Below are 13,438 nucleotides of genomic sequence, written 5' to 3'. Positions count from 1 at the left end.
GTCACGGGTCACACTCCTGCGGGGCGGGGCGCCAGGTCGATGTCGTCGGCGTCGCTGGTCTCGCGCACGCCGAACCTCTCCCACACCCGCTTGAGCGGGGCGGGTGCCCACCACGCGGCGTGGCCGAGCAGGCGCATCGTGGCGGGGACGAGCAGGCCGCGGACGATCGTCACGTCGACGACGACCGCGATGAGCAGGCCGACGCCGGCCATCTTCATGAACGTGATGCCGGAGATCACGAAGCCGCCGACGACCACGACCAGCAGCAGGGCGGCGCTGGTGATGATCCTCGCCGTGTGCTGGACGCCCAGGGCGATGGACTCGACCGGGTCGCCGGTGCGCTCCATCTCCTCGCGGATGCGCGACAGCAGGAAGACCTCGTAGTCCATGGCCAGGCCGAAGGCGATCGCCACGATCAGCACCGGGAAGTTGACGTCGATCGCGCCGACCGGGACGAAGCCCAGCAATCCGGACAGCCAGCCGTCCTGGAAGATCAGCTTGATGGCGCCGAAGGAGGCCGAGAGCGACAGGAGGTTGAGCACGATCGACTTCAGCGGCAGTACCACCGAGCCGAAGGCGAGGAACAGCACCACGAAGGAGACCACCGCCACGAACAACGCCATCCACGGCATCCGGGAGATGACCATGTCGACGATGTCCACCCGGGAGGCGGGCATTCCGGTGAAGGAGGCCTTGGTGCCGGGCGGCGGGGCGACCGCGCGCAGGTTCTCGACCATCGTGCGGGCCTCGGGGGACATCGGGTCGATCGAGTAGCCCATGGCGAGCCTGGCCTGGTCGGCCGCGGTGCCGGTCACCCGCGCGCTGTCCACGTTGGCGACCGCGTCGAGCCTGCGGGCGTAGGCGTCGAGGGCGGCGGTGTCGGCCTTGCCCTCGACGACCGAGGTCACCAGCTTGGCCGGGTCGTGTGAGAAGTCGGTGGCCAGCTTCTGGGTCACCAGGCGGGCGTCGGCCTGCATGGGCAGCACCCAGTCACCGGGACGCGCCCAGTTGACGCCGAGGAAGGGCAGGCCCAGGCCGACCAGCACGACCACGATGACGGCGGTGAAGGCCAGCGGGCGTCGCATGACGGACTGGGTGAGCCGGTACCAGCGGCCCTCGGTCGCCGGGACGGTCGTGACCTGGCCGCGGCGCTCCTTGCGGCCGTTCACCCGGGGTCCGGCGTAGCGCAGCACCGCGGGCAGCACGGTGAGCGTCGCCAGTACGGCCAGCAGCGTGACGCCCGCCCCCGCGAAGCCCATCGAGAGCAGGAACCTGGACGGGAAGACCGTCAGGCCGGCGAAGGACATGGCGACGATCAGGCCGGAGAAGGCGATGGTGCGGCCCGAGGTGACCATGGTGCGCCGTACCGCCTCGTCGACGGAGTGGCCGTTGCGCATCTCCTCACGGAACCGGTTGACCATGAGCAGGGCGTAGTCGATGGCCAGACCGAGGCCCAGGATGCTGATCACCTGGATCGCGAACGTCGAGATGTCGGCGAAGAAGGTGACGAAGCGCAGCACGGCGAACGAGCCGAAGGCCGCGGTGAAGCCGATGAGCAGTGGCAGCGCCGCCGCTATGAAACTGCGGAAGATCAGCACCAGCAGGATGAGCAGGAGGGGGACCGACAGCGACTCGGCGAAGATCAGGTCACGCAGCGTCTGCCGGTTCACCTGGTCGGTCATCGAGGTCAGGCCGCCGAAGCGGACGGTCAGGCCGTCGACCTTGAGTTTGTCCTGGATCGCGCGCAGCTGCAGCACGCGTTGCTGGTCGTTGCTGGAGTTGAGCTGGATCGCGACGTAGGTCGCGTGCTTGTCCTTGGAGACGAAGTCCGGGGACTTGGTCGTCCAGTAGGTCTCCAGGCGCAAGACGTTGTCACGGGGAACCGCGGCCAGGGCGCTCTGGAGGGGGCCGGAGAAGGCGGGGTCGTCGACTGTCTTGTCCGGGCTCTCGTAGAGCACCACGAGGTCGTTCGCGTACCGGCCGAGGGGGCCCGCGACGATCTCGTCCGCGTGCACCGACTCGCTGCCCGGGTCGTCGAAGCCCGCGCCGCCACCGAGCCTGCTCAGCACGCCCGATCCCCATCCGCCTGCCACGACGGTGAAGAGCAGGGTGCCGATGACGACCCATAGTCGGCGTCTCGCGGCGAACCTGCCAAGTGCGGAGAACATCAGTCCCCTCCCATTGGACGCCAGTGGATAGTGGATATCACTACTATCGATAAAAACCCGATAGTGATAATATCTACTATCTGTGCGAGTCTTCGCAAGGTCCTTTGAGATGGAGGCGTCTTGTGAATGTGCGAGGCGGCGGCCTGTCCACGTTCCTGATCACCGGGGTTGCGGCCTTCATGGCGTCGATGGACAACCTCGTCGTCACCACCGCGTTACCGACTATTCGTGACCGCTTCAACGCCTCACTTGAGAGCCTTGAGTGGACGGTGAACGCCTACACGCTGACATACGCGATCTTCCTGCTCACCGCGGCGATCCTCGGGGATCGCTTCGGGCGGCGCAGGGTCTTCGTCGGCGGCGTCACCCTGTTCACCCTGGCCTCGGCGGCCGCGGCCATGGCCACCTCCGCGGAGTGGCTCGTCCTGGCGCGGGCCGTGCAGGGCGTCGGAGCCTCGGTGATCTTCCCCCTCGCGCTGACCCTGGTGGTGCAGTCCGTGCCACAGGAGCGCAGGGGCATGTCCATCGCCGGGCTCAGCGGCATGAGCGGCCTGGCCATCGCCGTCGGCCCCTGGATCGGCGGCATGATCGTCGAACTCGGCGACTGGCACTGGGTGTTCTGGATCAACGTCCCCATCGGGGTGATCCTGGTGCCGCTCGCGCTGCGCATGCTGACCGAGAGCCACGGCCCCTACAGCCGTCTCGACGTCCGGGGAACCCTGCTGGTCACGCTCGGCCTGCTCGGCGTCGTCTTCGGCATGGTGCGCAGCACCACCCTCGGCTGGGGAAGCCCGCAGGTGATCGCCCCCGTCGCGGCCGGAGCCGCGCTGCTGGTCTGGTTCGTCCTCTTCGAGGGCCGGGTCCCCAACCCGGTCGTGCCGCCCAGGCTGTTCCGCAGCAGGGGGTTCACCCTGTCCAACCTGGTCGCGCTGCTCGTCCAGGGCGGCATGTTCGGCGCGGTCTTCCTGCTGACGCAGTTCCTGCAGCACGTGCTGAACTTCTCGCCCATGGGGGCCGGGCTGCGCACGCTGCCGTGGACGATGATGCCCGTCCTCGTCGCCCCGCTCGCGGGCATGTTCGGCGAGCGGCTCGGCGTCAGGCGGCTCATGGTGGCCGGCGCGGTCCTTCAGGGCGGGGCGCTGGCCTGGTTCGCGCTGGTCGTCTCCTCCGAGGTCTCCTACCTCGTGCTGCTGCCCGGAATGGTGGTCGCGGGACTGGGCATGGGCCTGTTCTTCGCGCTCAGCGCCAGGCAGACGCTGGACTTCGTCTCCGTCGAGGAGGAGGGGGTCGCCTCCGGCGTCAACAGCTCCATGCGGCAGGTCGGCGTGGTCATGGGCATCGCCGTACTGTCCGGGCTCTTCGCCGCCACGGGCGGCTACTCGGGGCCTGAGGAGTTCGTCTCCGGCCTGCGGCCCGCGCTGTGGGCGGGCACCGTCATCCTCGCCCTGGGAGCCCTCGCCGCACTGCTCACCCCGGCCCGTCCCCCCGCTCCGGTCGCCCGGATCGAGGAAATCAAGCCGCTCAGAACCGTGGAAAGTGGATAGCGGAGGGTTCGCTGTCTATCCTGAATCGATTCGATGCGGTCAAGGCCGTTCCTCCGGTCGTCTCCGCCCACTGGGAAGACGGCCGGGGGACGTGGCAGGGGGAGGGGAGGAGAGGTATGCGGATCGCGGAGCTGAGCCGTCGCAGCGGAGTGCCGATCCCGACGATCAAGTACTACATGCGGGAAGGGCTGCTGCCGCCGGGTGAGCGGACCAGCCCCAACCAGGCGCAGTACGAGGAGACCCACCTGCGCAGGCTCAAGCTGGCCAGGGCGCTGGTGGAGGTCGGTGGCCTGAGCATCGCCGCGGCGCGCGACGTCCTCACCCTGATGGACTCGCAGATGAACAGCCTCAGCGCGCTCGGCAAGGCTCAATACGCCCTGACGACCCGTCGCGACCACGTCGAGGACGAGGCCTGGACCGAGGCGTCCCGCCAGGTCGAGGAGCTCATCGCCAAACGGGAGTGGCGGGTCGGTCCCCGCAACCCGGCCAGGCTGAGCCTGACCGAGGCGCTGGCCACCATGCACCGCCTGCGGCAGGACGACTACTTCGCCCTGCTCGGGGAGTACGCCGAGACGGTCGGCCACCTGGCCGAGCTGGAGATCACCGCGATCATGGGCAGGCCCGACCTCGACAGCATGGCGGAGGCCGTGGTGATCTGGACCGCGATCGGCGACGCCGTGGTCTCCTCCCTCAGGCGCATCGCCCAGGAGGCGGAGACCGCCCGGCGCTTCGGCGGCTACGTGGACGACTGAGGCGCCCTCCCCCCACGAGAGACGAACAGGCGCCGGACCCCGACGGGGTCCGGCGCCTGTCGTCGTTCGGGCTCCGGAGTCAGAAGGGCAGCAGGCAGGCCGCGCCGGGGACCTCGACCGCCGGGGCGCCGTCCAGCGAGAGCAGGCCGGTCTCGGGGTCGACGGTCAGGGCGACGACCGTCCCCGCCGACTGGTTGGCCAGGCGCAGCGTCGTGCCCGACACGTCGAACACGAGGTCCCAGGGCATCGTGCTGAGCGGCTCCTCGGAGAGCCTGAGGTTCTGCACCGGCTCCAGGTGCGCGCCCTCCTTGTCGACCCGCAGCACGGTGAGGCTCTCGTGGCCCCGGTTGGCGACGTAGACGAACCGGGCGTCCGCCGACAGGACGAGCGCGGACGGGGCGTTCCAGCCGTCCTCCCCGTCGGGGAGCGTGGGGGCGGAACCGGCCGTCCACAGGGCGCCCGTCGAGGGGTCGTAGCCGCAGACCGTGACCGTGGAGACCAGCTCGTTGACCACGTAGAGGTGGCGGCCGTCCGGGTGGAAGACCAGGTGACGGGGGCCGGTGCCCGCGCCGAGGTGCACCTGGCTGTGCGGGACCAGCAGTCCCTCGTCGAGGCGGTAGACGTACAGCTGGTCGTTGCCCTTGTCCGGCACGAGTACGCGGTCGCCGGTCGGGTCGGGGACCGTCACGTGCGGGTGCGGGCCGAGCTGGCTCAGCTCGTTGGGGCCGGAGCCGAGGTGCTTGACGGACTGCCGCACCGGGCCGAGGCTCCCGTCGTCGTTGACCGGGAAGACCACGACCTCTCCCGAGTCGTGGTTGGTCGCGTAGACGTGGCCCGCGTGGACGAGGACGTGGATCGTCCCCGCGCCCTCGGTCGGCTGGTCGTTCAGCGGGGTCAGCGACCCGTCGTCCCCGACCGTCAGCGCGAACACCCGTCCCTCGGGGGCGTTGCTCGCGGCGTACAGGGTCCGTCCCGACGGGGACAGGGCCAGGTGGAACGGGTTGACGATGTCGGTGAACGTACCGGTTACCGCGCCCGCCTCGATGACCGTGATCCCCGTCGCGGGGACCTCGGTCCAGGAGTAGGCGCCCACGAAGGTCGGCATCGTGGAGTTCCTCTCTGTTGTCTGGGTCAGTTGAGTGCGACGACGGCCCGGGGGCGGGCCAGGACCTTCTCCCCGCCGCAGCGGACGGTCAGGTCGACGCGGACCCGGGAGCCGTCCAGTTTCTCGGCGACCACGCCGTCGACGACGAGTTCGACGCCCGCCTCGTCGTCCGGGACGACGACGGGCCTGGCGAAGCGGCCCCCGCATTCGAGGACGGCCTGCCGTCCCGCCCAGTCGCTGACCAGCCGCATGGCCACGCCCATGGTGAGCATGCCGTGCGCGATGATCGTGGGCAGGCCCGCCTCCGTCGCGGCGCGCTCGCTCCAGTGGATGGGGTTGAGGTCGCCGGAGGCGCCCGCGTAGCGCACCAGGTCGCCCCGGCGGATCACGTGCGTCAGCCGGGGCAGCGCGGTCCCCGGGGTGACGTCGTCGTATCGAGGCAGCGGTTCAGTCATCGCTCTGCGCAATCAGTGTCGAGGTGGTGGTGCACACGTGCTCGCCCGCGACGGTGCGCAGGTCGCTGGTGAGGGTGACCGTGTCGGTCGAGCCGACGCGGCCGACCTCGCTGATCGTGACCGTCACGGTCAGCTCGTCGCCGTCCCTGATGGGGCGCCTGTGCTCGAAGCGCTGGTCGCGGTGGAGCAGGCGCGTCAGGTCGAGCCCGAGATCGGGATCGCTGACGACCTCGACCTCGGCGCGCAGGGTGAGCGCGATGGCGAACGTCGGTGGGGCGGCCGGGTCGTCGCTCGTGTCGCCGATCGCTGCGGCGAACTCGCGGATCTTCTCACGGCCGACCAGATAGGGAACGGTGGCCGGGTAGACCCGGCCGGCGAAGGCCGGATTCAGCGGCACCTCGACCTCCTCGGCTTGAGGGCGGTTGCGGGGGAGACGTAAATCACGCCGCACGGTCTGGACACGTCCCGACCTGCTTCTCATTGGTGGTGCTATGTCTCTTTGGAGACATCCGATGTGTCTTTAGCGCAGTATCACTATTTGAGGTGGCATATGCAGACTCTCCTCCGTCAGGTCATTTCCCTGGGGGGGAGAGAACATGATCAACTTTTCCATCCTCGGCTCCTTCGAACTGCGGACCGAACAGGGGGTCTGGGTCCCGCGCGGTCCCAAGGTCCGCAGGCTGCTCGCGTTGCTGCTGCTCAGGCCCGGTCAGGTGGTCGACATCGACACCCTGGCCGAGGAGCTGTGGGACGGGGCGCCACCGAAGACCGTGGTCGCGACGATCCGCACGCACGTCTACCACCTGCGCCAGATGCTGGCCAAGGAGAGCGGCGAACCGGGGCTCGCCGATCTGCTGATCACCGAGCCGACCGGCTACCAGCTCCGGGTGACGGAGGACCAGGTGGACATCCGTCACTTCCAGCGGCTGGTCGCCGACGGCAGGACCGCCCTGGTGGCGGGCCGTACGGCGGAGGCCGCGCGGTTGCTGCGCGAGGCGCTGGGCATGTGGCGGGGGGCGCCGCTGACCAACGTTCCGCTCGGCCCGGTCCTCACCCGTCACGTCGCCCACCTGGAGGAGAAGCGGATGAGGGCCATGGAGCTGTCCGTCGAGGCCGACATGCGCCTGGGCCTGCACCGCGAGCTGATCCCCGACCTGCGCGGCCTGGTGGCGAGCAACCTGCTCAACGAGTGGTTCCACGCCCGCCTCATCGAGGCGCTGCACCTGTCGGGCCGCCGGGGCGAGGCCCTGCTGGCCTTCCGCGACCTGCGCAGGGTCCTGCACGAGGAACTGGGCCTGGAACCGTCCGCCGAGCTGCAGCGGCTCCACCACGAGATCCTGGCCGAAGCCGGGTGAGCCCCCGCCTCCTGTCCCGGCGACGACCCGGGAAGGAGGCGGGCGCTACCGCAGCGCCACGATGGTCCTGGGCATGGTGAGAACCTTGCCGCCGTCGCTCCCGCCGAGCCGTACGGCCACGCTGAGCCTGAGCCTGGGCGGCTCCAGCTTCTCCATGACCGTGGCCTCGACCGTCAGCTCGACGCCGACACCGTCGTTGGGCACCGGGACGAGCCGGGGGAACCGGCCGCCGAAGTCGACGACCGCTCCCGCGTCGCCCGCCCAGTCCGTCAGCACGCCCAGCGCCAGGCCCATGGTGAACATGCCGTGCGCGATGGGACTCGGCAGCCCCATCGCCACCGCCGTCCTGTCGTCCCAGTGGATGACGTTGTAGTCGCAGGCGGCGCCGCCGTACCTGACGAGGTCCTTGCGCTCCACCCGGAACGTACGGCCCGGCAGCCGGAAACCCGGCTCGATGTCCTCGTAGCGAGGCCGTGCGGCCGTTTCGACCGTCACCGGACGTCACCCCCCTCCTGGCCGAAGATGACGAACGTCGACCGGCCGGTGCACACGTGCTCACCGTCGGCCGCGGTGAGCGTGCTCTCGTAGGTGACGACGTCGTTGCCCGCCACCGAGTCCACGCCCGCGAGCCGTACCGTCACGGTCAGCACGTCCCCGGCGTGGATGGGCCGGTTGTAGGCGAAGCGCTGCTCGCGGTGGACGAAGCGGTTCTGGTTGGCCGCGCCCAGCTCGGGGTCGTGCACCGCGTCGTGCTCGGCCTCCAGGGTCAGCACCATGGGGAAGCTGGGCGGGGCGATGATGTCCGGATAGCCGAGGGCCCGCGCCGCCTCGGTGTCCCAGCAGGCGGCGTTGCCCTCCCGGACGGCGGCGGCGAACTCCCTGATCTTCTCCCTGCCGACCTCGTAGGGCGCGGTCGGCGGGTAGACCTTGCCGACACACCCCTCGTTCATCGGCATTCGCGCACCACCAGGCAGCCCGCGTTGCCGTCACCGCCGATGGAGGTCACCAGCGCGACACGGGTGTGCTCGGCGGGCTCGGCGCGCCACAGCGCCAGGACCGCGGCGATCTGCAGGGGGACGCTGGCGCTGTACAGCTCGCCGAGCGTCTCGGACACCCGGACCGTGGGCACGGAACGGCCCAGCACCTCGCGCAGCGCCCGCTCCTCGGTCTCCTCGACGCCGATCTGGCCGGCCGCGCCGACCGCGACGACGTCCACCTCGCCGGGGGAGACCCCGCTGCGCTCAAGCGCCCGCTCGATGCCCGAGCGCAGCCCCTCAAGGCGGCCCTCGGCGTCCCTGGCGCCGTAGTAGCCGACCTCGCAGGCCAGCAGGTCGGCCAGGCCGGTACGGCCCTCGGCGGCGACGGTCTCGCCGTCCTCGACGAGGAAGGCCGCGGCCCCCTCACCGACGGCCGCGTCCTCGCGGAGCGCGCCGGACTTGTGCCAGCCCCAGGCCGCCACCTCCGACAGCTCCTCGATGCCGCCGATCAGCAGCCTGCTCGAACGCCCGTCGCCGATCGTGGTGCGGGCGAAGCGCACCGCGGCCAGCCCCGCCGCCTGACCGCCCGACATGACCACGTTCACCCCGGTGAGGGAGTTGCGGATCGCGATCTGGCCGGTGCAGGCGTTGGTGACGACGTTGGGGAACCTGGCGGGGTTGACGAGGTAGGGCTTCTCCTGGAGGAGGGTGTCACGGCCCACCTCAAGCATGCTGACCAGACTGCCGGTGTTGGTCGCCATGACCACCCCGGTGTCGGCGCGCTCCTCGTCGGTGAGGGGCCTGCCGTACTCGTCCAGGGCCAGCTTGCAGGCGATCAGGCCGAGCAGGGTGAAGCGGTCGATGTGACGCAGCCCCTTGCGGCCCAGGTGCTCGGCGACCTTGAGGTCGGGCACCGCCCACACGGGCCGCGGCGGGTAGCCGTCGGTCACGTCCTCGAAGCCGCTCACCGGCGCGGTGTGCGCCTCGACGCCGGAGCGCAGCGCGCCACCCAGGACGTCCAGGCCCAGGCCCGCCGGTGAGACGACCCCGCAGGCCGTGATCGTCAAAGGTCTGACGGCGACGGTCGTCGTCACGCCACCCTCCCGAAGATCGTAACGACGTTGTTCCCGCCGAACGCGAGACCCTGGTTCTGCACGATGTTCGGCGTGGCCGTACGGGCCTTGCCCGGGACCACGTCGAGCCCGTCGCCCAGCGCCGGGTCGAGCTTGTCCAGGTTCGCGGTCGGCGGCAGGAACCCGTCCTGCAGAGCCTTGCCGCAGACGATCGCGCCGAAGGCGCTGGCGGCGCCCATCGTGTGCCCGATCATCGACTTGATGGAGCTGATCGGCGGGATGCGCTCACCGAACACCTCGCGGACCGCGCTGACCTCGGTGTAGTCGTTGGTCGGCGTTCCGGTGCCGTGCGCGCAGATGTAGTCGATCTGCTCGGGCTTGACCCCCGCGTAGCGGTGGGCGATGCGGATGCACTCGGCGATGCTCGGCGCGTCCGGGTTGACCATGTGCCGGGCGTCGCAGTTCACGCCGTAGCCCAGCACCTCGGCGTAGATCGTGGCCCCCCGGGCCACGGCGTGGTCCAGCGGTTCGAGCAGCAGGACCGCGCCGCCCTCACCGGTGAGGATGCCGGAGCGGTTGAGGTCGAACGGCCGGGACAGGTCCTCGGCCAGCGCGCCCAGCCGGTAGAACCCGGCGTGGCAGGCCCGGTTGACCGCGTCCGCCCCGCCGGCCAGCATGAAGTCGGCCTCGCCGGTGCGCACCAGGTCGTAGGCGTAGCCGAGCGCCATGTTGCTCGCCGAGCACGCCGTGGGGATGGTCTGGGCGTCACCGGTGAGCCGCAGCTCGTGGTTGACGGAGTTGGCGATCTGGCTGACCGGTGTCATGGCGGCGAGCCGCCCGTCCACCTCGCCGAGCCCGTCCGTGACCCACTGCTCGACCGCGGCCTGCAGGACCTGGGCCTCGCCCGCGGTGGTCCCCATGATGGAGCCGGCCCGCGAGGCGGACAGCAGCTCCGGGTCGAGCTTCGCGTCCTGTACGGCCAGCCGCGCCGCGGCCGCCGAGAACAGGCTGCTGCGCCCCCAGCGCTCGACGTCGAGCCTTTCCAGGATCGCCTCGGGCTGGAAGTCGTGGACCTCACCGGCCGTCGTGTAGGGGAAGTTGCCGGCGTCGAAGCTGGCGATCTTCGAGGCGCCGTTGCGTCCCTCTCGGATGCCCTCGATGAAGTTCTCGACCCCGATGCCTATGCTGCTCACCGCCCCGAGGCCGGTGATGACCACCCGGTGGTGTTCAGACACCCTGGGACTCCCGGCTGTTGATGGTCCCCACGACGTCGAAGACGCCCTGGAGGTTGGGCATGTTCGGCAGCTCGTCCTGCGGCACCACGATCCCGAGCTCCTTCTCGATCCTGGCGAGGATCGTGATGAGCGAGAGGGAGTCGGCGTCGTATTCGTCGATGAAGTGTCCCTCTGCGGTGAGCTCGCCGTCCTCCAGTTCGAGCTCCTGGGAGATGATGCCGCGGATCTTTTCCTGCAGAACGTCCAGAGTCATTATCGGATTCCTTTCGTGAATGCGGATCACCGCTGGAAAACGACATTAGGGGGATGTGGATATAAGGGGCAAGGCGGCGGATCGAAAGTGGTATGCGGGCGCATTTTTATGGCACTTTTATTTGAATTTCATCGCGCCGTGCCACAGTGATCTCCGACTTATTCCGGCATTTTGTGGAGGTACGGATGACGACCGGGGACCTGATCTCCCCACGGGAGCTCAGCTTCGGCCGTACGGTGGAACGCCGCCTGGTCCACAGGGCCTCCGTCGCGGAGGTCTTCGTAACCGACCTGGTCCCGGCGGGGGAGTCCCGCTTCCTGGCCGCGGCACAGCTTCCGCTCAGTCACGGCTACTACAGCGACCATCTGTCGCGACCGGCCCACTTCGACCCGCTGCTCATCCTTGAGGCGGGCAGGCAGGCAGGCATCGCGGGCGCCCACCTTCTCGGGCTCCCCCCGGACACCACGATGATGGTCAACACCTTCTCGCTGGACCTGCCGGACCCGTCCGCGCTGCGGACCGGGCGCAGGCCGGGTGAGCTGCGGATCGACAACCACTTCGAGACCATCCGCGTCAGGGCGGGCAAGGTGCGCAAGGGCGCCGTCCGCCAGGACCTCTCCATCGGCGACGTCCCGATCGGCACGCACACCATGGAAGTGCAGATCGTCACGCACACCGAGCACGAGGCGCTGCGCAACGTGCTGCGCGGCACCCCCGCCCCCCTGACCGGGGACCTGGAGGACGTGCCCGCCCCCGACCAGGCCGAGCCGTACACGGTTGGCAGGGTCAGCCCGATGAACGTGGTGATCTCGCAGGTCGAGCGGGGTCCATCGGCGGTGAGCGCCAGGGTGACGCCGAGGTACGGCAACCGTGCGATCTTCGACCACGACTACGACCACCTGCCCGCCATGACCCTGACCGAGGCGGCCCGTCAGCTCGCCCTCGTCGTGATGGGCGACGTCACCGCCTGGCCGGCCACGGTCTCCGGATCCTTCGGGCGGTTCGCGGAGCTCGACCAGCCGGTGCTGGCCGCGGCGACCCGTACGGACTCGGGTGACGGCACCGCAACGGTGAACGTCGCCTTCATTCAGGAGGCGATCACGATCGCCGAATCGACCATGGTGATGGTGCCCCGATGACCCAACCCGTCCTGGCCGTGTGGACCGACTTCGGCGGCGTGCTGACGCCGCCCATCAGTCACACCCTGGCCGTCTTCTGCGAGAGGCAGGGCATCCGTCAGGAGCCGCTGATCGACGCGATCCTCAAGGTCACCGCGTCGTACGGCACGGACGACGTGATGCTGCCCATCGACACCCCGCTGGTCACCGAGCAGGAGTGGCTCGCCCAGATCGGGGAGCTGCTGCGCGCCGACCACGGCATCGACCTGCACATGACGACCCTCGCCGACGCCTGGTTCGACGGCAGGGAGCTGAACAAGGAGTGGGCCGACCGGCTGCGGGAGGTCAGGGCCGAGGGACTGTTCGTCGGGCTGCTGTCCAACATGGTCCCGGCCTGGGACGCGCACTGGCGCCGCATGCTCAGCCCCGACGGCCTCTTCGACGACGTCGTCCTGTCCTTCGAGGTGGGCCACCGCAAGCCGGCCAGGGAGATCTTCGACCTGGCGGTCGAGCGCTCCGGCATCCCCGCCGCGCAGTCCCTGTTCGTCGACGACCTCGCCAAGAACTGCGAGGGAGCCGAGGCGGCCGGGTGGCGCGCCATCCACTTCACCGACGCGCAAACCGCAATCAAGGCTCTGAACGAGCAGTTGGGAGTGTGAGCTCAAATGAGCCGTTCCGTACTGGTCACGGGTGGCAACCGGGGCATCGGCCTGGCCATCGCGCGGGCCTTCGAGGAGGCCGGTGACAAGGTCGCCGTCACCTACCGCTCGGGAGAGCCGCCGGAGGGACTGTTCGGCGTGCGGTGCGACGTGACCGACAGCGCGTCGGTCGAGGCGGCCTTCGAGGAGGTCAAGGCCCAGCAGGGCGCCGTCCAGGTCCTGGTCGCCAACGCCGGGACCACCCGCGACAACCTGTTCATGGCCATGTCGGAGAAGGACTTCGCCGACGTCATCGACACCAACCTGATGGGCGCCGTCCGCGCCGCCCGGTGCGCGGTGACCGACATGGTCAAGGCCCGGTGGGGACGGATCATCCTCGTCGGCTCGACCACCGCCTTCTGGGGCTCGCCGGGAGTGACCAACTACTCGGCCTCCAAGGCGGCCATGGCGGGCTTCGCCCGCTCCCTGGCCTGGGAACTCGGCCCCAGGAAGATCACTGTGAACGTGGTGATGCCCGGTCTCGTCGAGACCGACATGGTGGCGGGGCTCTCCGAGCAGCACCGCGCGTACCTGCACAGCATCACGGCGCTGCGCCGTTCGGGCAGGCCCGAGGAGGTCGCCCCCGCGGTGCGGTTCCTGGCCAGCGACGAGGCCAGCTTCATCACCGGCGCCCTGCTGCCCGTCAGTGGCGGCTCCGGGCTCGGTTACTGACCCCCCACATGCACCTCGCACATTTGAGAAAGG

15 protein-coding genes are annotated in these 13,438 nt (G+C 69.7%); 6 read left to right on the top strand and 9 right to left on the bottom strand.

Going from position 1 to position 13,438, the window contains the following annotated elements; genetic code table 11:
- Positions 1–8 precede the first annotated feature (8 nt).
- Positions 9–2,168 carry an MMPL family transporter gene (locus ABZ463_RS07380; protein WP_362774009.1) on the bottom strand — a complete coding sequence of 720 codons (2,160 nt, stop codon included), beginning with the start codon at positions 2,166–2,168 and terminating at the stop codon, positions 9–11.
- A 122-nt stretch (positions 2,169–2,290) separates the two neighbouring features.
- Between ABZ463_RS07380 and ABZ463_RS07375 the strand changes: the two genes are divergently transcribed.
- Positions 2,291–3,712: an MFS transporter gene (locus tag ABZ463_RS07375; RefSeq protein WP_352010346.1), complete on the top strand. Its 1,422-nt coding sequence runs from the start codon at positions 2,291–2,293 to the stop codon at positions 3,710–3,712.
- Between the two features lie 116 nt (positions 3,713–3,828).
- The gene (locus ABZ463_RS07370; RefSeq protein WP_352010347.1) at positions 3,829–4,464 is read left to right on the top strand and encodes a MerR family transcriptional regulator; all 636 of its coding nucleotides are present in this window, start codon (positions 3,829–3,831) and stop codon (positions 4,462–4,464) included.
- A 79-nt stretch (positions 4,465–4,543) separates the two neighbouring features.
- Here ABZ463_RS07370 and ABZ463_RS07365 read toward each other — a convergent pair whose 3' ends face one another.
- The 3 genes from ABZ463_RS07365 to ABZ463_RS07355 are packed head-to-tail and all read right to left on the bottom strand — an operon-like array spanning position 4,544 to position 6,421.
- Complete coding sequence (locus tag ABZ463_RS07365) at positions 4,544–5,569, bottom strand: lactonase family protein (protein WP_362774005.1); 1,026 nt, start codon at positions 5,567–5,569, stop codon at positions 4,544–4,546.
- A gap of 26 nt (positions 5,570–5,595) precedes the next feature.
- Positions 5,596–6,024, bottom strand: coding sequence for a MaoC/PaaZ C-terminal domain-containing protein (locus ABZ463_RS07360; protein ID WP_352010349.1), 429 nt, complete (start codon positions 6,022–6,024; stop codon positions 5,596–5,598).
- Entirely contained in the window at positions 6,017–6,421 is a 405-nt protein-coding gene (locus ABZ463_RS07355; protein WP_352010350.1) for a MaoC family dehydratase N-terminal domain-containing protein, read from the bottom strand. The genes ABZ463_RS07360 and ABZ463_RS07355 overlap by 8 nt, the downstream gene beginning before the upstream one ends.
- A gap of 199 nt (positions 6,422–6,620) precedes the next feature.
- On the opposite strand from ABZ463_RS07355, the gene ABZ463_RS07350 reads away from it, so the two are divergent.
- On the top strand, positions 6,621–7,379 hold the full coding sequence (locus ABZ463_RS07350; protein ID WP_352010351.1) for an AfsR/SARP family transcriptional regulator: 759 nt from the start codon (positions 6,621–6,623) through the stop codon (positions 7,377–7,379).
- A gap of 45 nt (positions 7,380–7,424) precedes the next feature.
- Here the strand turns inward: ABZ463_RS07350 and ABZ463_RS07345 are convergent, their stop codons facing one another.
- The 5 genes from ABZ463_RS07345 to ABZ463_RS07325 are packed head-to-tail and all read right to left on the bottom strand — an operon-like array spanning position 7,425 to position 10,917.
- On the bottom strand, positions 7,425–7,874 hold the full coding sequence (locus ABZ463_RS07345; protein ID WP_352010352.1) for a MaoC/PaaZ C-terminal domain-containing protein: 450 nt from the start codon (positions 7,872–7,874) through the stop codon (positions 7,425–7,427).
- Positions 7,871–8,335 carry a MaoC family dehydratase N-terminal domain-containing protein gene (locus ABZ463_RS07340; RefSeq protein WP_352010353.1) on the bottom strand — a complete coding sequence of 155 codons (465 nt, stop codon included), beginning with the start codon at positions 8,333–8,335 and terminating at the stop codon, positions 7,871–7,873. Before ABZ463_RS07340 ends, ABZ463_RS07345 begins: the two co-directional genes overlap by 4 nt.
- A complete protein-coding gene (locus tag ABZ463_RS07335) occupies positions 8,326–9,450 on the bottom strand; it encodes a beta-ketoacyl synthase N-terminal-like domain-containing protein (RefSeq protein WP_362773999.1) in 1,125 nt (374 codons plus the stop codon). The genes ABZ463_RS07340 and ABZ463_RS07335 overlap by 10 nt, the downstream gene beginning before the upstream one ends.
- Positions 9,447–10,664: a beta-ketoacyl-[acyl-carrier-protein] synthase family protein gene (locus tag ABZ463_RS07330; RefSeq protein ID WP_352010355.1), complete on the bottom strand. Its 1,218-nt coding sequence runs from the start codon at positions 10,662–10,664 to the stop codon at positions 9,447–9,449. Before ABZ463_RS07330 ends, ABZ463_RS07335 begins: the two co-directional genes overlap by 4 nt.
- Positions 10,657–10,917: an acyl carrier protein gene (locus ABZ463_RS07325; protein ID WP_184719879.1), complete on the bottom strand. Its 261-nt coding sequence runs from the start codon at positions 10,915–10,917 to the stop codon at positions 10,657–10,659. Before ABZ463_RS07325 ends, ABZ463_RS07330 begins: the two co-directional genes overlap by 8 nt.
- Before the next feature lie 185 nt (positions 10,918–11,102).
- Here ABZ463_RS07325 and ABZ463_RS07320 point away from each other — a divergent pair, with 185 nt between their 5' ends.
- The 3 genes from ABZ463_RS07320 to fabG are packed head-to-tail and all read left to right on the top strand — an operon-like array spanning position 11,103 to position 13,405.
- Positions 11,103–12,056, top strand: coding sequence for an AfsA-related hotdog domain-containing protein (locus tag ABZ463_RS07320; protein WP_352010356.1), 954 nt, complete (start codon positions 11,103–11,105; stop codon positions 12,054–12,056).
- On the top strand, positions 12,053–12,694 hold the full coding sequence (locus ABZ463_RS07315) for an HAD family phosphatase (protein ID WP_352010357.1): 642 nt from the start codon (positions 12,053–12,055) through the stop codon (positions 12,692–12,694). Before ABZ463_RS07320 ends, ABZ463_RS07315 begins: the two co-directional genes overlap by 4 nt.
- A gap of 6 nt (positions 12,695–12,700) precedes the next feature.
- Positions 12,701–13,405, top strand: coding sequence for a 3-oxoacyl-ACP reductase FabG (gene fabG, locus ABZ463_RS07310; protein ID WP_352010358.1), 705 nt, complete (start codon positions 12,701–12,703; stop codon positions 13,403–13,405).
- Positions 13,406–13,438: the final 33 nt, after the last annotated feature.

This window comes from Streptosporangium sp. NPDC020145 (assembly GCF_040631275.1).
In the GTDB taxonomy this organism is placed as follows: domain Bacteria; phylum Actinomycetota; class Actinomycetes; order Streptosporangiales; family Streptosporangiaceae; genus Streptosporangium.
This window is presented reverse-complemented; position numbering and strand designations above follow the sequence as displayed.